Source organism: Burkholderia sp. 22PA0099 (assembly GCF_047497165.1).
Taxonomy (GTDB): Bacteria; Pseudomonadota; Gammaproteobacteria; order Burkholderiales; family Burkholderiaceae; genus Burkholderia.
Genome location: NZ_CP163164.1, coordinates 3,179,858 through 3,202,364, shown reverse-complemented (window position 1 = coordinate 3,202,364; position 22,507 = coordinate 3,179,858). Strand labels below are relative to the sequence as shown.

The window sequence follows — 22,507 nt, the reverse complement described above, 5'->3', positions numbered from 1 at the left end:
ACGCCGCGATTCACCCCCCCACCTCCGGCACATACCCCGCCACCGCCTCCTCATACAACGCCCCCATCGTCACCGCCGCCGCAATCCCCGCCTCATCACGCTCCCCGGTCAACATCCCCCAGCGCCGGTACTGCGCCATGAACCACATCCCATCCTCGGCCAACGGCCGATTCGTCTTGCCGCCATCATGAAACCGCACCGGCGCAGGCGTTTCCGCAAACGGCCCCACGCCATAGTCACCCAACAACCGAGGCAGAATCTGCGAAACCGGCACCCCAAGCGCATCGGGTTCCGACAGCCACTCGGCCGCCCGCGCGCGATTGCCCGGCAGATCGAGCCATGCACAGGCATCCACCAGCGTGCGAATCAACGCCCGCGCCGTGTTCGGATACAGCGCCGCGAATTCGCGCCGGCACGCCAGCGCCTTCTCGGGGTGATCGCGCCACACCTCGCTGGTCGCGGCCACGGTGCGGCCCGCGCCTTGCGCCTCGGCCACGGCGTTCCACGGTTCGCCCACACAGAAACCATCCAGTTCGCCGCACGCGAGCGCGTCGGCCATCCCCGGCGGCGGAATCACGATGCTGCGGATGTCGTGCAACGGGTCTACCCCATGCGCGGCCAGCCACGCATACAACCACATAGCATGAGTGCCGGTCGGAAACGTCTGCGCGAACACCGGCTTGCGGCCGAGCGTGGCGAGCGCGGCGCGCAGATCGCCGCCAGCGTGCCACGCATCGGCGAGCCGGTTCGAGAACGTGATGGCCTGCCCGTTGCGGTTCAGCACCGACAGCACGGCCAGGTCGGCGCGCGGCCCGCCGATGCCGAGCTGCACGCCATACACAAGGCCGTAGAGCGCATGCGCGGCGTCGATCTCGCCCATCAGCAGCTTGTCGCGGATGCTGGCCCACGACGGCTGGCGCTCCAGCGTCAGCGCAAGGCCATGCCGTTCGCCGAGCTTCAGGCGTTGCGCGACGACCAGCGGCGCGGCGTCGCTCAAGGCGACGAAGCCGAGCCGTACTTCGTGGCGTTCGGGCGGCGGAAAAGTCGGTTGGTTCATGCTTCACCATCGGGATTGCGTGATGCGACGAGCAGCTGACGCGCCGCTTCGACGATCTTGATGCCCTGATCCATCGCGCTACGGCGCAGCGTGGCATAGGCATCGTGTTCGGAGAGCCGGCGCGTTTCCATCAGCAGGCGCTTGGCGCGGTCGATCAGCTTGCGGTCGGCCAGTTCGTTCTCGACCTCGGCCAGCCGGCGGCGCAACGCTTCGTCGTGCGAAAAGCGCGCGAGCGCGACCTCGATGATCGGCGCGAGCCGCTCGGCCGACAAACCCTCGACAAGATAGGCGCTGACGCCGGCGCCCACGGCCGCGCGGATCAACTGCTGATCCGAATCGGGGCTGAACATCAGCACCGGGCGCGGTGCACGCGCGTGCATCACGGCCAGTTGTTCGAGCGTGTCGCGCGACGGCGATTCGGTATCGATGATGACGACGTCGGGCCGCTCCTTCTCGACCACGGCGGGCAGCCGCGCCGGCGTGGCGACCTCGTCGAGCATCTCGTAGTGGAGCCGCGCAAGCGTGTCGCGCAACTCGCCGATCGGCTTGTCCGTATCGGTGACGAGCAGCACGCGCAGCGGGCGGGTGGCGTCGTTCAGTCCCATGAGGCGTGCGCGGAGTGAAGCCGCGCCGGCGACGGCGCGTGAAACCGGGCGAACCGCGCCGCACAGCACATGGCGAAAGCGGCGAACGCGGCGAGGGCGACGAAACGAAACTCAGGCCGCATCGGACAGCGCCCCCGGAGCCTGCGTTCCGAGCGATCGTTGCGCATCGACGGCAACCGGCGGCAGCATCGCCAGCGCCTCGCCGATCGCCTGCCCGACGAGGATCACGGCCGGGCTGCCGAGCCCGGCCTCGACGGGGTCGCTGGCGAGTGCGGCCAGCGCACCCGTCCAGTGACGTGCCCGCGCGGTGCCGGCCCATTCGACGACGGCGGCCGGCGTGGCGGGGTCGAGCGCGGCGAGCAGCCCGGCGGCCACGCTGGTGATACGGCTCATGCCCATGTAGACGACCAGCGTGGTGCCGCTGGCCGCGAGCGCGGCCCAATCGGGCTCGCCGTGATCCTGCAGATGCGCGGTGACGAACGTGACGCCCTGGCAATGGCGGCGATGCGTGAGCGAGACGCCGAGTTCGGCGGCGGCCGCGAAGCCCGACGAAATGCCGTTGATGATCTCGATGCGAATGCCGGCCGCATGCAGCGCGCTCAATTCCTCGCCGGCTCGGCCGAACAGCAGCGCGTCGCCGCCCTTGACGCGCACCACCTGCAAGCCGCGCAGCGCATAACGGCGCATCAGCTTCTCGATGAACGCTTGCGGCGTGGAGCGGCAGCCGCCGCGCTTGCCGACGCGCACGATGCGCGCCTGCGGGGCCAGCTCGGCGACGGCGGGATCGACGAGGTCGTCGATCAGCACCACGTCGGCGGCGGCCAGCGCGCGGGCCGCCTTGATCGTCAGGAGATCGGGGTCGCCGGGGCCGGCGCCGAGCAGCGTGACCTTGCCAGTGGGGTTCGTCATGTTCGTATTGCGTTCCAGTGAGGCGCACGACGCGGCGCGCGCCGCCGGAACCGCACGGCGTCGCGCGCCGGCCATGCGGCCGGGCGTTGGGGACGCCATTGTCCGGAGAGGCCGCTGCGTTGCCGCGCGGCCCGAATCGTCGGTATTGCGGGCGCCGACATCGTTGCCGGCGCGTGCTCTTTATTGCAATAAGCGCGCCAGCTCGATCGGGCTGGCCGATGCGCCGCCTTTCGCCATGGCGCGCCACACCGCGCAGCCCCATCCGAGCGAGGCCGCGCGGCATGCCCGGCATCGTGCAAGCGGGCCGCCGTCGCTTCGCCTCGACGTGCATCCGCACCCGCTTGCGGTGCATCGCCGCCGCACGCGCACAGTGCTGCGTCGCACCAAGTCTGTGCGACGGTGCGTCACGACGCGACGCACCGCGATCGCGCCTCGACCGGCAAAATCGCCGCAAACCCTTGCCAGCGTTCAATCACTCCGTTCTGGCACGGCGCTTGCAATGCAGGGTCGAGCGCATCAACGGCGATGTGCTCCGCAATACGGCATCACTGCAACACCGAATACTGAGCGGCCCGGCAACGGGCTTTCTGGGCAACGGCGTCCTGTGCATCCGGTCTTTCGACCGGGTTCTCAGGGCGCCGTTTTCGTTTTTGGGTTACCCACATGATCAACAAGGCCACCCGCATCGACCTGTTCAGCCTGCGCACCGTGCAGATGCGCGCGTTCCATCTGACCTGGATGGCGTTCTTCGTCTGCTTCTTCGCGTGGTTCGCCTGCGCGCCGCTGATGCCGCTGATCGCCAGGCAGTTCCACCTGAATGCCGGCCAGGTCGCCGACATCAATATCGCGGCCGTGGCCGCGACCATCCTGGTGCGCCTGCTGGTCGGGCCGCTGTGCGACCGCTTCGGCCCGCGACGCGTCTATACCGGCCTGCTGGTGCTCGGCGCGATTCCGGTGATCGCGGTGGCGTTCAGCCACGACTACTGGACGTTCCTGATCTGCCGCCTCGGCATCGGCGCGGTGGGCGCGAGCTTCGTGATCACGCAGTACCACACCTCGGTGATGTTCGCGCCGAACGTGGTGGGCACGGCCAACGCCACCACCGCGGGCTGGGGCAATGCCGGCGCGGGCGCGGCGCAGGCGCTGGTGCCGCTGCTGGTGTCGGCCGCGCTGATGCTCGGCTTCGGCGACGGCTCGGCCTGGCGCGCGGCGCTGGTGGTGCCGGGCATCGCGATGCTGCTGATGGCGGTGGTCTACTGGCGCGGCACGCAGGACACGCCGCGCGGCGACGTGCTGGCGCTGCGCGCGCAAGGCGAAACCGTGGAGAGCGGCAAGAAGGGCGGCTGGGGCAGCTTCGTCGCGGCCTCGCGCAACTACCGCGTGTGGATGCTGGCGATCACCTACGCCGCCTGCTTCGGCGTGGAAGTGTTCATCCACAACATCGCGTCGCTGTACTACGTCAATCACTTCCAGTTGTCGCTGAAGGATGCGGGCTTCGCGGCCGGCATCTTCGGCTTGCTCGCGCTGTTCGCGCGGGCGCTCGGCGGCGTGCTGTCGGACCGCTTCGCGGCGCGTCGCGGCCTGGCCGTGCGCTCGCTGCTGCTGGCGGTGCTGATCGCCGGCGAAGGCCTCGGCCTGCTGGCGTTCGCCCATGCGGGGCAGGTGGGCACGGCGGTGCTGGCGATGGTGGCGTTCGGCCTGTTCACGCACATGGCCTGCGGCGCGACCTACGCGCTGGTGCCGTTCATCGATCGCAATTCGCTGGGCGGCGTGGCGGGCATCGTCGGCGCAGGCGGCAACGTGGGCGCGGTGGCGGCCGGCTTCCTGATGAAGGGCGTGGGCGACGTGCAGACCACGCTGTCGGTGCTCGGCGCGGTGGTGCTGGTCACCTCGCTCTGCGCGATCGCGGTGCGCTTCAGCGCCGAACACATGGCCCGCGAGGCGGCGCTGCGCGCCAGCGCGCTGGCCGCGAACGCCGTCAACTGATCCGGGCTTACGGGAGAACCCATCATGAACATCGTCGTCATCGGTCACGGGATGGTCGGCCACAAGCTGCTCGAATGCCTCGCCGCGCAGGCTCACGCCACCGCACCGCGCGTCACGGTGCTCTGCGAGGAGCCGCGCCCGGCCTACGATCGCGTGCATCTGTCGGCCTTCTTCTCGGGCAAGTCGGCGGACGAGCTGTCGCTGGTCGCGCCGGGCTTCTTCGAGGCGCATCCGCATCTCGCGCTGCGCCTGGGCACGGCCGCCGCCTCGATCGACCGCGCCGCGCGCACGGTCACGCTGGCCGACGGCGAAACGCTCGGCTACGACAAGCTGGTGTTCGCGACCGGCTCGTCGCCGTTCGTGCCGCCGGTGCCGGGCCGCGAGCGCGACGATTGCTTCGTCTACCGCACCATCGAGGATCTGCTCGCGATGCAGGCATGCGGCGCGCGCGCCAGCTCGGGCGTGGTGGTGGGCGGCGGCCTGCTCGGCCTCGAATGCGCGAAGGCGCTGCGCGACATGGGCCTCGACACGCACGTGGTGGAATTCGCGCCGCGCCTGATGGCGGTGCAGGTGGACGACGGCGGCGGCAGCATGCTGCGCGGCCGCATCGAGGCGCTCGGCGTGCAGGTGCATACCGGCAAGAACACGCTGGAGATCGTCGATGGCGAGGCGGGCACGCATCGCATGAAGTTCGCCGACGGCACGCACCTCGACACCGACATGATCGTGTTCTCGGCCGGCATCCGCCCGCGCGATCAACTGGCGCGCGACTGCGGCCTGGAAATCGGCCCGCGCGGCGGCGTGGCGATCGACAGCGCCTGCCGCACCAGCGATCCGGATATTTACGCGATCGGCGAATGCGCGGCCTGGAACGGCCAGACCTTTGGCCTGGTCGCGCCGGGCTACGACATGGCGCGCGTGGTGGCCGCGCAACTGGCGGGCGGCGACGGCACGTTCGCCGGCGCGGACATGAGCACCAAGCTCAAGCTGATGGGCGTGGACGTGGCCAGCATCGGCGACGCGCACGCGAAAACGCCGGGCTGCCGCGTGGTGCAGTACGCGGACGGCCGGCGCGAGGTCTACAAGAAGCTGGTGACCTCGGCCGACGGCAAGCAGTTGCTCGGCGCGGTGCTGGTGGGCGACGCGGCCGAGTACGGCACGTTGCTGCAAATGATGCTGAACGCGATCGAGCTGCCGGCCGAGCCGGAAACGCTGATCCTGCCGCAATCGGACGGCGCGGCCAAGCCGGGCCTGGGTGTCGACATGCTGCCGGCCGGAGCGCAGATCTGCTCGTGCAACAACGTCTCGAAGGGCCAGCTGTGCGAGGCCGTGGCGAACGGCGCGACCAGCATCGGCGCGCTGAAGAGTTGCACCGGCGCGGGCACCTCGTGCGGCGGCTGCGTGCCGCTCGTCACGCAGGTCATGAAGGCCGAGATGAAGAAGCAGGGCCTGGCCGTCAACAACCATCTGTGCGAGCACTTCGCGTATTCGCGCCAGGAGCTGTATCACCTGATCCGCGTGGAAGGCATCCGCAGCTTCGGCGAACTGCTCGCGAAATACGGCACGGGCCTTGGCTGCGACATCTGCAAGCCGACCGCCGCCTCGATCCTGGCCTCGTGCTGGAACGAGTTCGTGCTGAAGACGGAACACGCGAGCCTGCAGGATTCGAACGACTACTACCTCGCCAATATCCAGCGCGACGGCACCTATTCGGTGGTGCCGCGCATGCCGGGCGGCGAGGTCACGCCGGAAGGGCTGATCGCGGTCGGGCAGGTGGCGAAGAAGTACAAGCTCTACACCAAGATCACGGGCGGCCAGCGCGTGGACCTGTTCGGCGCGCGCGTCGAGCAACTGCCGCTGATCTGGGAAGAGCTGATCGAGGCCGGCTTCGAATCGGGCCACGCCTACGGCAAATCGCTGCGCACCGTGAAATCGTGCGTGGGCTCGACCTGGTGCCGGTTCGGCGTGGGCGATTCGGTGGGCCTCGCGATCGATCTGGAGAACCGCTACAAGGGCCTGCGCGCGCCGCACAAGATCAAGTTCGGCGTGTCGGGCTGCACGCGCGAGTGCGCCGAGGCGCAGGGCAAGGACATCGGCGTGATCGCCACCGAGAAGGGCTGGAACCTGTACGTGTGCGGCAACGGCGGCATGAAGCCGCGCCACGCCGAGCTGCTGGCCTCGGATCTCGACCGCGACACGCTGATCCGCTACATCGACCGCGTGCTGATGTTCTACGTGCGCACCGCCGACCGGCTGCAACGCACCAGCACCTGGCGCGACAACCTCGAAGGCGGCCTCGATTACCTGATCGACGTGGTCGTCAACGACACGCTCGGCCTCGGCGAAGAACTCGAAGCGCAGATGGCCCACGTGGTCGCCACCTACGAATGCGAATGGAAGAAGGCCGTGACCGATCCCGCCACGCGCCGCCGCTTCCGTCACTTCGTCAACAGCGAATCGGCCGACGCGACCATCGCGTTCGTCGAGGAGCGCGGGCAGATCCGCCCGGCCAACGAGGCCGAACGCGCCGCCGCCGCGCTGGAAGCGGCCGCCGCTGCCGCAGTCGAACCCGCGACGGCCTGAGCGCCGCAGCACGCCTGACCCGAATCGAGGAATACGCAATGCAAACCCAATCGACCCCGACGTCCCCCGCCGCGAACTGGACGCCCGTTTGCCCGCTGCACGACATCGTGCCGAACACCGGCGTGTGCGCGCTCGTGAACGGCGGCCAGGTCGCCGTGTTCCGCGTGGAAGGCCGCGACGGCGCGACCGGCATCTACGCGATCGACAACATCGATCCGCTGTCGCGCGCCGCGATCCTGTCGCGCGGCCTGGTGGGCAGCCTCGGCGAGCGCGTGGTGGTGGCCTCGCCGCTGTTCAAGCAGCACTTCGACCTGCGCACCGGCGAATGCGTCGAGGCGCCGGAGAAATCGGTGGCCGTCTACGCCTCGCGCGTCGAGGACGGCTTCGTGTGGGTCGGCACGGCCTGACCCGCGACGCCATCGTTACGGAGTGCGCATGACCAGCACAGGCGGCACGAGCGTCAAGACGGTTTGCCCGTATTGCGGCGTGGGTTGCGGGATGGTGCTGCACGTCGAGGCGGGCGAGGTGGTCAAGGTGTCGGGCGACACCGAGCACCCGTCCAACTTCGGCCGGCTGTGCACCAAGGGCTCGTCGGCGCACGTCGCGCTGCGTCACGCGGGGCGGCTCGAAACGGCCTACCTGCGAGAGGCGCGCGAGCACGATCCGGCGCCGCTCGCGATGGACGACGCGATCCGCGAAACCGCGCGCCGCCTGCGCACGCTGCTCGATGCGCACGGCCCGGACGCGCTGTCGTTCTACGTGTCGGGGCAGATGTCGATCGAGGCGCAATACCTCGTCAACAAGCTCGCGAAGGGCTATATCCGCACCTCGCACGTCGAATCGAATTCGCGGCTCTGCATGGCGAGCGCGGGCAGCGGCTACAAGCTCTCGCTGGGCGCGGACGGCCCGCCCGGCTCGTACCAGGATTTCGATCGCGCGAACCTGTTCTTCGTGATCGGCGCGAACATGGCCGACTGCCATCCGATCCTGTTCCTGCGCATGATGGATCGCGTCAAGGCCGGCGCGAAGCTGATCGTGGTCGACCCTCGCCGCAACACCACCGCCGACAAGGCCTCGCTGTTCCTGCAGATCAAGCCCGGCACCGATCTCGCGCTGCTCAACGGCCTGCTGCATCTGCTGCACGCGAATGGCCGCACCGATGCCGCGTTCATCGACGCGCACACCGAAGGCTGGGACGCGATGCCGGCGTTCCTCGCCGACTACACGCCGGAGAAGGTCGCCGCGATCACCGGCTTGCCCGAGGACGAGATCCGCCGCGCCGCGCAGATGATCGGCGACGCGCCGGACTGGATGAGCAGCTGGACCATGGGCCTGAACCAGAGCACGCGCGGCACCTGGCACACCAACGCGATCTGCAACCTGCACCTGGCGACCGGCGCGATCTGCCGCCCCGGCAGCGGGCCGTTCTCGCTGACCGGCCAGCCGAACGCGATGGGCGGGCGCGAGATGGGCTACATGGGGCCGGGCCTGCCGGGCCAGCGCAGTCTGCTCGACGCGTCCGACCGCGCCTTCGTGGAATCCATCTGGCAACTGCCGGCCGACACCTTGCGCCCCGAGGGCGGCGGCGGCACCGTCGACATGTTCAAGCAGATGGCGGCCGGCGAGATCAAGGCCTGCTGGATCATCTGCACCAACCCGGTGGCGACCATGGCGAACCGCGCCAACGCGATCGCCGGCCTGCAGGCGGCCGAGCTGGTGATCGCGCAGGACGCGTTCCTCGACACCGAAACCAACCGCTACGCCGACATCCTGCTGCCGGGCGCGCTGTGGGCCGAGGCCGACGGCGTGATGATCAACTCCGAGCGCAACCTCACGCTCACGCAGCAGGCCATCGCGCCGCCCGGCGACGCGCGCGCCGATTGGGCGATCGTGGCCGCCGTGGCGCGCGAGATGGGTTTTCGCGAGGCGTTCGACTACACGTCGGCCGAGCAGGTGTTCGACGAGATCGTGCGTTTCTCGAACCCGAAGACGGGCTACGACCTGCGCGGCGCGAGCCATCGCGCGCTGCGCGCCACGCCGATCCAGTGGCCGTGTCCGCCCGAGGACGCCAACGACCGCCATCCCGTTCGCTACCGCAACGACGGCGTCAGCCAGCCGCTGCTGACGCACGAGGACGGCACCACGCCCGCGCTCGCGTTCCCCACGCCGAGCGGCCGGGCGCGGTTCTTCGCGCGCCCGCACGGCGACGCGGCGGACCTGCCCGACGCCGAATTCCCGATCGTGCTGAACACCGGCCGCCTGCAGCACCAGTGGCACACCATGACCAAGACCGGCAAGGTGGCGATGCTCAACAAGCTGAACCCCAAGCCGTTCGTCGAGGTGCATCCCGAGGATGCGGCGGCGCTCGGCATCGCCGCCGACGACAGCGTCGAGCTGCGCTCGCGGCGTGGCCGCGCGGTGCTGCCGGCGGTGGTGACCGACCGCGTGCAGCCGGGCGCGGCGTTCGCGCCGATGCACTGGAACGACGTGTACGGCGAGGCGCTGTGCGTGAACGCGCTGACCAGCGACGCCGTCGATCCCGTTTCGCTGCAACCCGAACTGAAGTTCTGCGCGGTCTCGCTGACCCGCGTGGACACCGCGCCGCCGCCCCTGCCGCCCGAGGCCGGCGGCGCGGCCCCTGAACCGAACCCGCAGGCCGCGCGCGAAGGCGCGACGGCCACGCACCAGGAATCGACCATGTCAGCCGCTCTCGATACGTTTTCGGCCGCGCTCGGCCTGCACGACCTCGCCGCGCCGCGTCTCAGCGACGCCGAACGCGTCTACGTGGCCGGCTTCGTCAGCGGGCTGCGCGCCGCGCCGGCCGACGGCGTGCCGGTGCTGCCGGCTAGCGCGCCGTGCGCGCCCGCCACGCGGCTGTGGCTCGACGGCATGCTGGCCGGGCTGTACAGCCGCGCGCCGCGCGCCGGCGCGCCTGTGTTGCCGGGCGTCGCCGGTGCCGCGGCCCTGGCGGATGGCGCGGCCGACGCCCACGATGCGGCGGCCGGCGTGCGGATCGTCCACGCGCGGCCCAAGGTCGTGCTGCTGTGGGCCTCGCAGACGGGCAACATCGAATCGCTGACCGAGCTGTACGCCACGCTGCTGATGAACGCCGGTTTCGAGATCCGCATCGCCTGCATGGCCGACGCCACGCCGGCCGTGTTTGCGAACGCGCAATACGCACTGCTGATGACCAGCACGTTCGGCGACGGCGACGCGCCCGACAACGGCGCGGCGTTCTGGGACGCGCTGTCGGCGGCCGGCGCGCCGCGCCTCGACGGCCTGCGCTTCGCCGTGCTCGCGTTCGGCGATCGCAACTACGACGCGTTCTGCGGCCACGGCCGCCGGCTCGATGCGCGCCTGGCCGAACTGGGCGGCGAGCGGCTGGCCGAGCGTGTGGATTGCGACGCGGAATTCCAGCCGGCCGCCGATAGCTGGCTCGAACGCACCATCGCGCGGATCAAGCGTGTCGACGCCGCGCTGCACGCCGTGCCCGACGGCGGTGCGATCCCGTCGCTGCTGCCGACCAAGGCGCGGCCCGCCGCGTCGCGGCTGGTGTCGAACCTGAAGCTGAACCAGCCCGGCGCCTCGAAGGACACGCGCTACCTGTCGCTGTCCGCTGAGGGCGCAGCGCTCGAATACGAAGCCGGCGACGCGCTCGGCATCTGGCCGACCAACTGCCCGGCGGTGGTGGACGAACTGCTGGCGCTGACCAAGCTGTCGGCCGACACGCCGGTGGCGGTGGCCGGCGTGGGCGACGTGCGGCTGGCCGATGCGCTCGGCAAGCATCTCGACATCACGCGCCCGCACCCTGATGCGCTTGCGCTGATCGCCGAGCGCAGCCGCAACGGCGCGCTCAAGTCGCTGCTGGCCGACGAGCGCAAGGGCGATCTCAAGAACTGGCTCTGGGGCCAGCAACTGGCCGATGTCCTGCACGAATTCCCGGTGGATCTGTCGGCTGCCGACCTGGTCGGCATGCTCAAGCGAATCCAGCCGCGCCTGTATTCGATCGCATCGAGCCCGGCCGCGCATCGCGACGAAGTGCACCTGACCGTGTCGGCGGTGCGTTACAGCAACGGCCGCCGCGACCGCAAGGGCGTGGCCTCGACGTTCCTGGCCGACCGCGCGACCGACGGCGGCGTGCCGGTGTTCGTGCAGAAATCGGCGCATTTCCGCCCGCCCGCGCATGGCGAGACGCCGATCGTGATGGTCGGCCCCGGCACCGGCATCGCGCCGTTCCGCGGCTTCCTGCACGAGCGGCGCGCGCGCGGCGCGAGCGGGCGCAATTGGCTGTTCTTCGGCGAGCAGCATGCGGCCACCGATTTCTACTATCGCGACGAGCTGACCGCGATGCGCGACGACGGTTTTTTGACCGAACTCGACGTGGCGTTTTCGCGCGACCAGGAGGAGAAGGTCTACGTGCAGGACCGCATGCGCGAGCGCGGTGCCGAGCTGTGGTCGTGGCTCGATGCGGGGGCGCATTTTTACGTGTGTGGAGATGCGTCGCGGATGGCGAAGGATGTCGATGCGGCGCTGAAGGCGGTGGTGGCCGCGCACGGCGGGATGGACGAGGCGCAGGCGGGTGAGTATGTGGCGAGGATGGCGAAGGAGCGTAGGTATTTGCGTGACGTGTATTGAGTGGGGCGGGGGAGCCCTTGATTTTGTAGTCCACCTATCAAACAACATCCAATCGCCGAATTGGGCGGCGAGGCGCTGGCGCTGAAAGCGGCAATGCGCCGCAGCACGCCCAGCTCGGCGACCTGCTGCGCAACGTCGTGCGACATCGACGCGGACCGCCCACGCGGGCCTGGCGACGGCCAAACGTGCTACCGGTAATACCTCTATAAAGCGCAACGGGAAATCACCCGGCCTGCCGCTGATCCAATCGCTGACAACCCATGAACTTCGCCGACGGGCGGCTCGATGCCGAATCGCTCGCCGAGATGCCGTTGTCGCGCCCGCCAGAAATTCAGAAACATCCAATTTTCATCAGCCCCCACTTTTTATACACTCGCGACGACTTGAAATAAGACGCGCAACTGCAATGGATGCGCAAATAAAGGGAGACGATGAGCACTTGCAGCCGGCACGGGCAGTTATCAGGGGGCATGTCACGGGAATCCAATCATAGGGTCGAGCGTCGTCGGCGCGCTGCGCGCAACGCGCTGAAGGCAATGTCCAGCGTTCTGATGGTCATCTCGGCGACGGCTGCCAACGCGTCGAGTCTGGCGAGTCTCGCCAGCGAGGCGCTCGCTCACGATGCCGCGTTCAAAAGTGCCGAGGCGGCCTGGCGGGCGGGCATCGAAAAAGCGCCCCAGGGGCGAGCGGGGATGCTGCCGCAAGTTGGCATCCAGCAGGTTCTCTATCGCAATGGCATCAGGATTCCAGGGCAGACCATCCCCGGCTATTCGACCAACGGCTTCACGCTCACGTTGAATCAGCCTCTCTTCAACTGGGCTGCGTGGGAAAACTGGCAGCAAGGCCAGCTCCTCGCGATGGATGCCGATCTTGCGTTGGCACAAGCGAAGCAGGACCTGCTGCTTCGCGTTGCTCAAGCCTATCTGGCCGCACTGAATGCGCAGGACGACTTTGCGCTCGCCATCGGCCACCGCAAGGCCGTCGCGGAGCAACTGGCGCTCGCGAAGCGCCGCTTCGCGCTGGGCGATGCGACCATCGTGGATACCAACGAGGCACTGGCCAGCTTCGATGCCGCACGGGCCGATGAAGTCGCTGCGCAAACGCAACGCGATACCCGCTACGCGGCGCTCGAGAAGATGGTCGGCCATCCTGTCGACAGGGTAGATGGATGGCGCGACGACGCGCGTTTGCCACCCGTGTCTCCCGCGGACCTGCAACCGTGGATGGACACGGCCGCCACCGCCGACTACGGGGTGCGTCGAAAATTGATCGCGATCCAGCTCGCCAGCCGGGAGCGGAACAAGGCGCGCGCCGGCGACTATCCCACCGTCGCGCTGGTCGGCAACGCCAGCAACGGCAACGCGGCGTATATCAACGGCCAGACGAACTTCTACACGGGCGCGAACCGGGGCAGCTCCGGCTACATCGGCATCCAGATCTCGTTGCCGCTGACCGACGGCCTGATGACCCGCAGCAAGATTCGCGAAGCGCTCGCGCTGGAAGACAAGGCTCGCGACGATCTCGACGACGCCCAACGCAGCGCCCGACTGACGGCCCACGACGCCTATCTGGGCGTTACGCGAGGTTTGGCGCAGACGGAAGCGCTGGCGAGCGCGGTGCGCTCGGCCACCGTCGCGTGGCGCTCCAATCAAACCGGCTACCGGGTCGGCGTTCGCGTGAACGCCGATGTGCTCGACGCGGGAGACAAACGCTACCGGGCACAGCGCGACCTGGCGCGCGCCCGTGCGGAAACGCTCGCCCAAGCGCTGAAGCTGAAAGCGAGTACCGCCGATCTGAGCGAGGCCGACCTTGCCGCCCTCGACGCACTGCTGATCGAGCCCACGCCCGCTGCTGCACGGAGCCTCGGTGCATCGGGAGCACATTGATGTATCCACTCGTCAAACGCCATCTGCTGATCGCAGCCGCATTCGGTATCGCGTCGAATCTGTTGCTGCTGACGCCGACCCTCTATCTGCTCCAGGTGTATGACCGCGTGCTGCCGAGCCAGAGCATTCAAACGCTGCTGATGCTGATGGCCTTCATGGCGATCGCACTCGGGATGAACCTGGGTGTCGATCTCGCCCGCAGCCGGATCTTGTCGGACCTGGGCGTGCAGATCGGCAACCGGCTTGAAGCACTTGCGTTGCAGGCGCAAATTGCCGCTCACGCTCATCGGCAGCCTTCACGCGCCATCGCGAGCCAGGGCGATATCAATACGCTGCGGGCGTTTCTCGCGGGGTCCGGTGTCATCGCGTTTTTCGATGCGCCGTGGCTGGTGGTCTACGTGGTCGTCATCGGCTTGTTTCACTGGTCGCTGGCGCTGATTGCGGTGATCAGCGCGCTGTTGTTGATTGGCGTCGCGCTGGTCAACGACCGGCTCACGCGCAAGGGCATCGAGTCTTATCTCGCGCGGCAGCGGGAGACGGACTCGTTTTACCAACAGCTCATTCGCAATGCCGAAGTCATGACCGTGCTGGGCATGGCGGATAACCTGGTGGGCGCCTGGGATGCGCGCAAGCGCGACTACATCGCCGCGCAGCGCGACGTGTCGGATCGCAGCGCGTTCTACCGCGACCTGACCAAAGGGCTGCGGCAGGCGATTCAGGTGATCACGATGGCTGCGGGCGCGTGGCTCGTGATTGCGGGCCATGCGACACCGGGCGTGATGCTTGCCACGACCATCCTGCTCGGCAAGGCGCTGGCGCCGATCGAACAATTGATCGGCAACTGGAAGCAGGCCGGCGAACTGCGTGAGGCGTGGCCTCGTCTGGAGGCGCTGCTCGCCGCTCAGGCCGAGGCGGAACCGATCGCGCTGCCACCACCGACGGGTGAAATCCGGGTCGAACAGATCGCGTTCAGTGTGCCGTCGCGAACGCCGGGCCTGGGAAGGCTGCTGCTGCGCGGCATCCATTTCACGCTGGCTGCGGGCCAGACCTTGGTGATCACGGGGCCCAGCGCGTCCGGCAAGTCGACGTTGCTGCGAGTCATCGCCGGGCTCTGGCGCCCGCAGGCGGGTGCGGTGCGGCTCGACGGCGCCGACGTGGCGCAGTGGCCTCGATCTTCCTTGGGCCGGTATCTCGGGTATGTGCCGCAAGACGTCGAGTTGTTCGCGGGCACCGTCGCGGAAAACATCGCGCGAACTGCCAAGCCCCTCCCGCTCGATTCGGCCGCAATCGTCCGGGCCGCCCAGCGGGCGGAGGTCCACGACATGATCTTGAATCTCCCCGACGGTTACGAGACGCCGATCGGCGACGCCGGGGAACGGTTGTCCGGCGGACAACGTCAGCGCATCGCCCTCGCGCGCGCCTTGTACGGGGAGCCCGCCGTGCTGCTGCTGGATGAACCCAACGCGAGCCTGGACACGCGGGGCGAAGCCGCGCTCGAGCGCGTGCTGCGCCGGCTGAAGGCCGATGGGATGACCCTCATCGCGGTGACCCACCGGCCGTCACTGCTCGCGCTGGCCGACCGAATCCTGAGGCTGAAGGATGGGCAAATGGAACAGGTCGACACCCCGTCCAGACCAGAGAAGGTCGACAGCGGCTCGCGCCCAGGGGCCGGCCAGACCGACGACGCCAGCGGCGTGCCGCCCGATATCGATCTTGCTGCGATGCGGGCGAGCCGATCCACGCTGCAGGCGGTCCAGGTACCGACGCTTGAATCGACGACGGAAGGCAAGCGATGAGAACGTTCGTGTCCTTGCATCGCGTGAGCGAAACCCTGAAGCGCTGGTGGCCTGATTCCGGCGTATCCAACGAACGCGTGCTGCCGCTGCCGCGCCGGTTGATCGGCTTGGGTGTGGCTGGTGTCGTCGTGGGCTTGGGTTTGATGTGGGGGTGGGCCGCGCTCGCGCCGCTTTCCGGTGCCGTCGTCGCGGAGGGCTCGGTGCGCACCGAAGGCGAACGCAAGACGGTGCAGCATCTGGAAGGCGGGATCGTGAAACAGATCCTGGTCCGCGATGGTGACCGCGTGACGGCCGGCCAGGTGCTGATTGTGCTGGACAACGTCGGCCCGGCGTCCGAACTGTCCGCGTTGCAGGCGCAATCCGATGCGGAACAGGCGAAGATCGCGCGACTGTCGGCCGAGCGCGAACTGAACGATACCGTGACGTTTCCGGCTGCGCTCGAAAGCCAGCGCAACCATTCGCGCATCGCCGAATTGCTGGCGCGCGAATCCTCGCTTTTCATCGCGCGCCGGCGTGCGTTCGTCGACCAGAGCGCGATGCTGCGCACCGAGCTGGCTCAGACCCGCCAGGAAATCGCCATCAGTTCGCAACTGATTCAGACGATGAACCGCAGTTACGACATGGCGCGTCAGCAGCGGAGGACCAACGAAACCTTGCAGCGGGAGGGGTTCGTCGCTCAAACGAAGGTGCTCGACTTGCAGCGGACCGAGGCCGACGCACTCTCGCGCGTCCAGTCCGGCGCCGCCGATTTGAGCCGCGCGAAACAGCGGCAGACCGATCTCGAACTTCGCATTGCCGGGCTGCGTCACGACTACGTGAAGGCGGCCGACGACGAACTCAAGGACGCCACCGCGCGCGCGGTTCAGATCGGTGAGCGGCTTTTGCCGGCCCGCGATCAGTCGGCCCGAACCCGCGTGAGCGCGCCGGTCGCGGGGGTGATTGTCGGCCTGAAGGTGCACACGATCGGCGCGGTGATCGCGCCGCGAGAACCGATTGTCGATGTCGTGCCCGACGGCGCGCCGCTGATCGTGGAAGCGAACATCCGGCCGGACGATGTTCGCGAGATCGCGCCAGGAAGCCATGCGGACGTTCGCTTGACGGCCTACAACTCGCGCACCACGCCGATGCTCGACGGCAAGCTTACCTACATTTCCGCGGATGCCCTGACCGACAGCGACAAGCGCACGCGTTTCTACGTGGTGCGGGTCGAGGTGCCGGCGCAAGCACTGGCGAAAGCCAACCGGCTTGCCAAAGAACCGATCGCACTTGGGCCAGGGCTTCGGACCGAGGTGTATATCCGCACGCATGCGCGTTCGGCATTTGATTATCTGCTTGAGCCGGTCAGGGATGGGATTCGTAAATCGATGCGGGATTAACTTGGCGACCCAATGCCGGGACGTGGATTTCGTATTTGCAGGATGGCGATCGGGACTAAATCGATTTTAAAGCTGGTTGCCATGCATTCAGGAGCTTGGATCAACGTTCCAGCCCGGTTGTTAAACGCTGTTTTCGTGAGGAGCAATACCGATGAAAGCCATGACAGTAGCCGCAGTGGCGACCGCCACCGTGGCAAGCAACATAAGTTACGCGCAGCCGGCGCCGGTGTTCCACATGCCGACCGCATTGCCGGGGAGTTTGCGTTATTTTCAACCGGAAGATGCGCCGCAGATGAAGCCTGCATTGACGAGTCATTTGAATTCTGCGCAGCAAACGAGCCCACCGGAAAACCAGTCTATTTCTTCGAAAGGCGGAAAAGGGGTGGCGCGGATGATATCCAAGCCGAAAACTCCCATTGAATTTGTTCGGAATTTTAAGGTCATTTTTGACAATGATCTCCTGTTGCAAGATGCGTTCTACGCCGAGGTAAATTTAAAAGATATTTTTAATCTAGAGAGTTTGAAAGTTAGTAACAGAATCGATGGCTCTGGGAAAAGTATCTCGATAGTTGGGCGCGTATCCGAAGAAATTTTCCCGAGAATAAAAGCATCCGAATTTTTCGGTGGATCGACTTCAGGGGCGGATTTTGTTGGTGGAAGGACTGACCAATTAGAGTCAATCAGAGGTGGTTTGAACTTTGGAATGTACGAAGGCGGCCCGGATTTTGATGCTGCGATGAAAATATTTGGAAAAAGATTTTTTCTTGTTCCGCCTCAGCCATCTCCGCATGGCGGCCCTAGCGCAGCGACGGCCTCTCATGGAAACGAAACGTGGAAGTTTGAGCAGGTAGACGAACGAACGGATAGGGCAATTACCATCGGTTTTAACCCCGCTGGAAGTCTTTCCAGTGTTCTTATTCAAGTCAAAAAAACTAAAAAATAAGGTCGTGAGGAGCAATGCCGATGAAAGCCATGAAAGTAGCCGCAGTGGCGACCGCCACCGTGGTAAGCAACATAAGTTATGCGCAGCCGGCACCGGCGTTGGATATGCCGGCGACGTTGCCGGGAAGGCTTCATTTTGTGCAACCGGAGGATGCGCCGCAGATGATTCCGGCATTAACGAGCCATTTGAATTCTGTACAGCAAACGAGTTCGCCGGCAAATCAGTCTGTTTCTCAGAAGGGCGGAGAACGGGGGGCGCAGATGATATCGAGACCGAAAAATCCTACCGAGTTTGCTGAGAACCTCAAGGTGATTTTTGACGGCGATCTCCTGCTGCAGGATGCGTTCTATACCGACGCCAATCTGAAAGATGTTTTTAATCTGGAAGAAGTCAGCATATTCGATGATGCCGACAGTGGGGAGCGTCAGATTTCGATTATGGCCAGCGTTCCCGCAGCAGCGATTCCAAGAGTAAAAGTGTCGGAATCCGTGGGAGAGTCGATAGCTGGCGCGAATTTTGTGGGTGGGAAAAAATTCCTTAAAAATGGTTCAATTTCTGCGGGATTGAATTTTTCCCTTTATGGCGAAGGGCCGGATTTTGGTGCGACCGAAAAAATATTCGCCGAGAAATTTGTTCGTCTTCCGGACGAGCCATCTCCCCATGGCGGCCCGCCTGCTGCTACGGCCCCACATGGAAACGAAACATGGAAATACCGGCAGGTAGGCTGTCAAATGGAAAAGGAAGTGATCATCGGTTTCAATCCGGCTGGTGTGCTTTCCAGCGTCCTTATTGAGATCAAGAAAAATAATAATCAGGGTTGTGAAAAATGACGGTGGCTCTTAATGAAAAGCGCGTTCGGCTTTCGATTATCTGCTTGAGCCGGTCAGGGATGGGATTCGTAAATCGATGCGGGATTAGGTGGGTGGTGAGGTGCGGGAAAGCGGATTGATTTGCCGCCGGGTGGCAGCTGAGATTCGAGCGGTTCGGTAAGAGAGGTTTTTTAATCGATTCGGGGCGGATTCTATTAGCTCCGTAGCCTGGTTGTTAAACGCTGTTTTTGAGAGGAACAAGACCGATGAAAGCCTTGACAGCAGCCGCAGTGGCGACCGCCACCGTGGCAAGCAATATAAGTTACGCGCAGCCGGCGCCGGTGTTCCACATGCCGACCGCATTGCCGGGGAGTTTGCGTTATTTGCAACCGGAAGATGCGCCGCAGACGGCTCCTGCTTTAACGAGCCATCTAAATTCCGCACGGCAAGTCGTTTCGCCGACAAACCAGTCCGTTTCCCCGCAAGGCGGAAAAGAGGTAACGCAAATGATACCCAGGCCGAAAACTCCCGTCGAGTTTGCTAAAAATCTCAAGGTTATTTTTGACAGCGATCTCCTGCTGCAGGATAAGTTCTATACCGAAACCAATCTGAAAAATATTTTCAACCTAGAAGAGGTGAGCATATCCGATGACGTTGATGGCGGGGTGCACCATATTTTGATTATGGGTAGCGTGCCAGATTCGATAATTTCAAGAAGAAAAGTATCAGAGGATTTCGGTGGAACGGTTCCCGGAGCTCAGTTTGTGGGAGGGAGAAAAGTTCATTCGTCGGGATTTTTTTCCGCAGCGCTGAATTTTAACCTTGATAAAGATGGGCCGAATTTTGATGACGCGATAAACATATTCGCGAAAAAATTTATACGTCTCCCGCCCCAGCTATTTTCCCACGGCGGCCCGGCTAAAGCGACAGAGCCTCACGGAAACGAAAACTGGAGATACCAGCAAGTAGACGATAAGGGGTGCAAGATCATAACCATCAGTTTTGATCCGACCGGCAACCTTTCCAATATTGTCATTGAACTCAATAATAATTAAATGTGGTGGAAAAAATGACGATTGCTCTCGGAAATAATGCTCTTAAAAAATTGGCTAAAGGATTTGGTCTAAATTCTGCGAAGTATAACGCGATTGTTGCGGCAGCAGAAAAATCACCGTTCCTGGCTGACGAACTGAATACCTATGGAAATCACGATGACTGGTATTTCAAAACTGGAAAAGAAAATTATGGGGTGTATACTGATTTTTCTAAAAAGACTATTTTTTTCGACCCTGCGTGGAACGAATCGGAAACCTTATTCGTAACTACGCTCGCGCATGAACTCGGACATGCATTACTACCGGGTGGGATAGGTGGTTCGCTCGCATTGAGTCCTGATCAAGCCGTCGCAAATGGCTTGACCAATGAAGGGGTGGCGCTGCTTTCCGAATACATCGTTGCCTTTCAGTTGGGGTTGACCGGTGGCGCGGCCGGTCACATGCATTCTGACTTATTCGACAGTCGATTGACGCTGCAACTGAATAAACTAGCGCAGTCGGCCGGCATCGACGTCAAAAATATAACGTGGGGATCCGCAACTGCTCAGATACTTACCAATCCAGGCACGGCATTTGTTGATGCTGCGGGCAAGTACTATGGAATGCTGCCGCCGTCCATTGCCAAACACCTGACATATACACAGTACTATGCGGATTGCTGGATTCTCCAGCAATCCGGCATGGACGCGAATCTCGTCGACTGGCAGAAGGTCCAGGGCGACATGATCACGTACACCAACTCCACGGTTGATGGCCAGCCGGTATTCACGATTGATACAAAAGCCATTCCGCTGCTGAACGGCGGATGGGTCATGGTAAATGGCGAGCTTTCGTTGAAAGGCACAGTGACGACGTCCCTGTTCGATCCCGACGGTCAAATCCAGGAGCAAGCAAAATTCGATCACACCGGGTTCAAACTCCAGGACGTATTTTTTGGAGCCGATGGCAAGGAAACCCAGCGCTACGATTTCCGGCCCGACAATAGCCACACGAAGTACGACTTCAGCCCCGATGGCTCGCAGACTGCGACGCTGTATGGCGTGAATGGCAAGATCAACGAATACGCGAAGTTCAACGCCGCAGGCTTTAAGACGCTGGACACCTTCTATGGCGCCGACGGCAAGGCCACGCAACAATACAACTTCAACCTCGACGCGAGCTATACGAAGTACGACTTTGCCACCGATGGTTCTCAGACAGCGACGCTGTACGGTCCGACCGGCCAGATGACCGAGTATGCGAATTTCAATGCAAGCGGCTTCAAGACGCTCGATACCTTCTACGGCGCGAACGGCAAGGTCACGCAGCAATACAACGTCAACCTCGACAACAGCTACACGAAGTACGACTTCGCCATTGATGGCACCCAGACAGCGACGCTGTACGGCACGACCGGCCAGATGACCGAGTATGCGAAGTTCAATGCCGACGGCTTCAAGACGTTCGATACCTTCTACGGCACGAATGGCAAGGCCACGCAGCAATACAACTTCAACCTCGACAACAGCTACACGAAGCACGACTTCGCCGCCGATGGCACTCAGACAGCAACGCTGTACGGCACGACCGGCCAGATAACCGAGTACGCGAAGTTCAATGCCAACGGTTTCAAGACGTTCGATACGTTCTACGGCGCGAACGGCAAGGCCACGCAGCAATTCAGCTTCAACCTCGACAACAGCTACACGAAGTACGACTTCGCCATTGATGGCACCCAGACCGCGACGCTATACGGCACGAGCGGCCAGATGACCGAATATGCGAAGTTCAATACCAACGGCTTCAAGACGCTCGATACCTTTTACGGCACGAATGGCAAGGCCACGCAGCAGTACAACTTCAATCTGGACAACAGCTACACGAAGTACGACTTCGCCGCCGATGGCACCCAGACAGCGACGCTGTACGGCACGACCGGCCAGATGACCGAGTACGCGAAGTTCAATGCCAGCGGCGTCAAGACGCTCGATACCTTCTACGGTGCCGACGGCAAGGCCACGCAGCAATACGACTTCAACCTCGACAACAGCTACACGAAGTACGATTTCGCTGCCGATGGCTCACAAACCGCGACGCTGTTCGGCGTCAATGGCCAGGCCACCGAGCATGCGAAGTTCAATACCGCCGGTGTCAAGACGCAGGATATCTTCTTCGGCGCAGATGGAAAAGCGAACAAGCAAATCGACTTCAATGCTGACGGCAGCTACGCCTCTCACGTATTTAATAGCGACGGCTCGCAATTTGGAGCGTTGTTTGGAGCGAATGGACAGATGACCGAATATGCAACCTTCAACACCAGCGGCTTCAAGACACGGGATATCTTTTACTCGAACGGAACGGCGACGAAACTGTACGACTTCGCGGTCGATAATAGCTTTATCGCACATACGTTCGACGGGGCGGAGGAAATGGTCGCGCTTTTTGGTGTCAATCATATCGTCTACGACTATTATCAATATTCGTCAGGAAAGCTGTTTGAGCGTGATTTCTTTGATGGCCTTGGGCGTCAGATCGAAGCTGATCGATTTAGCACGAGAACGGGCAACCTTACGGGGTTCTCAAAGTTCTCGTACAACAACGATGGTTCATATAACGCCAAGAATTATGATTCGTCTGGGTATCTGACAGCGAGTTCCAAATACACTGGCGACGGACACTTGATCCAAAACAATGCCATCTATATTCCTGGCGGCAGTGGCTTCCCCGTTGCCCACGCGATTTGGAGTTTTCAAGTCTAATCGCGTCAATGCGTTTGAAGAAGGCATGTCTCGGGCTGAACGCTGACCTGTGTTGAAGGTCGATCGGCTTACACCGGTAAATCGCATCCCCGAGGCGAGGTGGGCGGGCGGCGCGGTGCTTGTCGTCTG

At 64.0% G+C, this 22,507-nt stretch carries 15 protein-coding genes; 12 read left to right on the top strand and 3 right to left on the bottom strand.

The genetic code is table 11. The features are described 5' to 3' along the window. Nucleotides 1-10: 10 nt before the first annotated feature. From AB4851_RS14105 to cobA, 3 genes are all read right to left on the bottom strand, one after another. Nucleotides 11-1,057, bottom strand: coding sequence for a CmpA/NrtA family ABC transporter substrate-binding protein (locus AB4851_RS14105; RefSeq protein ID WP_414447721.1), 1,047 nt, complete (start codon nt 1,055-1,057; stop codon nt 11-13). Continuing rightward, nucleotides 1,054-1,662, bottom strand: a complete 609-nt coding sequence (locus AB4851_RS14100; RefSeq protein ID WP_414441826.1) for an ANTAR domain-containing response regulator — start codon at nt 1,660-1,662, stop codon at nt 1,054-1,056. The genes AB4851_RS14105 and AB4851_RS14100 overlap by 4 nt, the downstream gene beginning before the upstream one ends. 111 nt (nt 1,663-1,773) lie before the next feature. After that, nucleotides 1,774-2,571 (bottom strand): uroporphyrinogen-III C-methyltransferase, encoded by a 798-nt coding sequence (gene cobA, locus AB4851_RS14095; RefSeq protein WP_414447720.1) that lies wholly within the window; start codon nt 2,569-2,571, stop codon nt 1,774-1,776. Between the two features lie 663 nt (nt 2,572-3,234). Between cobA and AB4851_RS14090 the strand changes: the two genes are divergently transcribed. The 12 genes from AB4851_RS14090 (at nt 3,235) to AB4851_RS14035 (ending at nt 22,378) form a co-directional block, all read left to right on the top strand. Then, nucleotides 3,235-4,557, top strand: a complete 1,323-nt coding sequence (locus AB4851_RS14090) for an MFS transporter (protein WP_414447719.1) — start codon at nt 3,235-3,237, stop codon at nt 4,555-4,557. A 24-nt stretch (nt 4,558-4,581) separates the two neighbouring features. Continuing rightward, the gene (gene nirB, locus AB4851_RS14085; protein ID WP_414447718.1) at nt 4,582-7,140 is read left to right on the top strand and encodes a nitrite reductase large subunit NirB; all 2,559 of its coding nucleotides are present in this window, start codon (nt 4,582-4,584) and stop codon (nt 7,138-7,140) included. A 38-nt stretch (nt 7,141-7,178) separates the two neighbouring features. Further along, nucleotides 7,179-7,547 (top strand): nitrite reductase small subunit NirD, encoded by a 369-nt coding sequence (nirD, locus tag AB4851_RS14080; RefSeq protein ID WP_414441830.1) that lies wholly within the window; start codon nt 7,179-7,181, stop codon nt 7,545-7,547. A gap of 28 nt (nt 7,548-7,575) precedes the next feature. Then, on the top strand, nt 7,576-11,775 hold the full coding sequence (locus tag AB4851_RS14075; protein ID WP_414447717.1) for a molybdopterin-dependent oxidoreductase: 4,200 nt from the start codon (nt 7,576-7,578) through the stop codon (nt 11,773-11,775). 260 nt (nt 11,776-12,035) lie between these two features. Next, nucleotides 12,036-12,167, top strand: a complete 132-nt coding sequence (locus AB4851_RS14070) for a hypothetical protein (protein WP_414447716.1) — start codon at nt 12,036-12,038, stop codon at nt 12,165-12,167. 144 nt (nt 12,168-12,311) lie between these two features. Next, nucleotides 12,312-13,661 carry a TolC family protein gene (locus AB4851_RS14065; protein ID WP_414447715.1) on the top strand — a complete coding sequence of 450 codons (1,350 nt, stop codon included), beginning with the start codon at nt 12,312-12,314 and terminating at the stop codon, nt 13,659-13,661. Beyond that, nucleotides 13,661-15,457 (top strand): type I secretion system permease/ATPase, encoded by a 1,797-nt coding sequence (locus AB4851_RS14060; RefSeq protein ID WP_414447714.1) that lies wholly within the window; start codon nt 13,661-13,663, stop codon nt 15,455-15,457. The genes AB4851_RS14065 and AB4851_RS14060 overlap by 1 nt, the downstream gene beginning before the upstream one ends. Further along, on the top strand, nt 15,454-16,833 hold the full coding sequence (locus tag AB4851_RS14055) for an HlyD family type I secretion periplasmic adaptor subunit (RefSeq protein WP_414447713.1): 1,380 nt from the start codon (nt 15,454-15,456) through the stop codon (nt 16,831-16,833). The genes AB4851_RS14060 and AB4851_RS14055 overlap by 4 nt, the downstream gene beginning before the upstream one ends. Before the next feature lie 151 nt (nt 16,834-16,984). After that, nucleotides 16,985-17,776, top strand: coding sequence for a hypothetical protein (locus AB4851_RS14050; protein ID WP_414447712.1), 792 nt, complete (start codon nt 16,985-16,987; stop codon nt 17,774-17,776). Between the two features lie 20 nt (nt 17,777-17,796). Then, nucleotides 17,797-18,606: a hypothetical protein gene (locus AB4851_RS14045; RefSeq protein ID WP_414447711.1), complete on the top strand. Its 810-nt coding sequence runs from the start codon at nt 17,797-17,799 to the stop codon at nt 18,604-18,606. A gap of 245 nt (nt 18,607-18,851) precedes the next feature. Next, the gene (locus AB4851_RS14040) at nt 18,852-19,640 is read left to right on the top strand and encodes a hypothetical protein (protein ID WP_414447710.1); all 789 of its coding nucleotides are present in this window, start codon (nt 18,852-18,854) and stop codon (nt 19,638-19,640) included. 14 nt (nt 19,641-19,654) lie between these two features. Continuing rightward, nucleotides 19,655-22,378 (top strand): hypothetical protein, encoded by a 2,724-nt coding sequence (locus tag AB4851_RS14035; protein ID WP_414447709.1) that lies wholly within the window; start codon nt 19,655-19,657, stop codon nt 22,376-22,378. Nucleotides 22,379-22,507 lie beyond the last annotated feature (129 nt).

What these genes read in the sequence shown, in the direction of transcription:
- AB4851_RS14105 (WP_414447721.1), bottom strand. Translation starts at nt 1,057, where the DNA reads ATGAACCAACCGACTTTTCCGCCGCCCGAACGCCACGAAGTACGGCTC.
- AB4851_RS14100 (WP_414441826.1), bottom strand. Translation starts at nt 1,662, where the DNA reads ATGGGACTGAACGACGCCACCCGCCCGCTGCGCGTGCTGCTCGTCACC.
- cobA (WP_414447720.1), bottom strand. Translation starts at nt 2,571, where the DNA reads ATGACGAACCCCACTGGCAAGGTCACGCTGCTCGGCGCCGGCCCCGGC.
- AB4851_RS14090 (WP_414447719.1), top strand. Translation starts at nt 3,235, where the DNA reads ATGATCAACAAGGCCACCCGCATCGACCTGTTCAGCCTGCGCACCGTG.
- nirB (WP_414447718.1), top strand. Translation starts at nt 4,582, where the DNA reads ATGAACATCGTCGTCATCGGTCACGGGATGGTCGGCCACAAGCTGCTC.
- nirD (WP_414441830.1), top strand. Translation starts at nt 7,179, where the DNA reads ATGCAAACCCAATCGACCCCGACGTCCCCCGCCGCGAACTGGACGCCC.
- AB4851_RS14075 (WP_414447717.1), top strand. Translation starts at nt 7,576, where the DNA reads ATGACCAGCACAGGCGGCACGAGCGTCAAGACGGTTTGCCCGTATTGC.
- AB4851_RS14070 (WP_414447716.1), top strand. Translation starts at nt 12,036, where the DNA reads ATGAACTTCGCCGACGGGCGGCTCGATGCCGAATCGCTCGCCGAGATG.
- AB4851_RS14065 (WP_414447715.1), top strand. Translation starts at nt 12,312, where the DNA reads ATGTCCAGCGTTCTGATGGTCATCTCGGCGACGGCTGCCAACGCGTCG.
- AB4851_RS14060 (WP_414447714.1), top strand. Translation starts at nt 13,661, where the DNA reads ATGTATCCACTCGTCAAACGCCATCTGCTGATCGCAGCCGCATTCGGT.
- AB4851_RS14055 (WP_414447713.1), top strand. Translation starts at nt 15,454, where the DNA reads ATGAGAACGTTCGTGTCCTTGCATCGCGTGAGCGAAACCCTGAAGCGC.
- AB4851_RS14050 (WP_414447712.1), top strand. Translation starts at nt 16,985, where the DNA reads ATGAAAGCCATGACAGTAGCCGCAGTGGCGACCGCCACCGTGGCAAGC.
- AB4851_RS14045 (WP_414447711.1), top strand. Translation starts at nt 17,797, where the DNA reads ATGAAAGCCATGAAAGTAGCCGCAGTGGCGACCGCCACCGTGGTAAGC.
- AB4851_RS14040 (WP_414447710.1), top strand. Translation starts at nt 18,852, where the DNA reads ATGAAAGCCTTGACAGCAGCCGCAGTGGCGACCGCCACCGTGGCAAGC.
- AB4851_RS14035 (WP_414447709.1), top strand. Translation starts at nt 19,655, where the DNA reads ATGACGATTGCTCTCGGAAATAATGCTCTTAAAAAATTGGCTAAAGGA.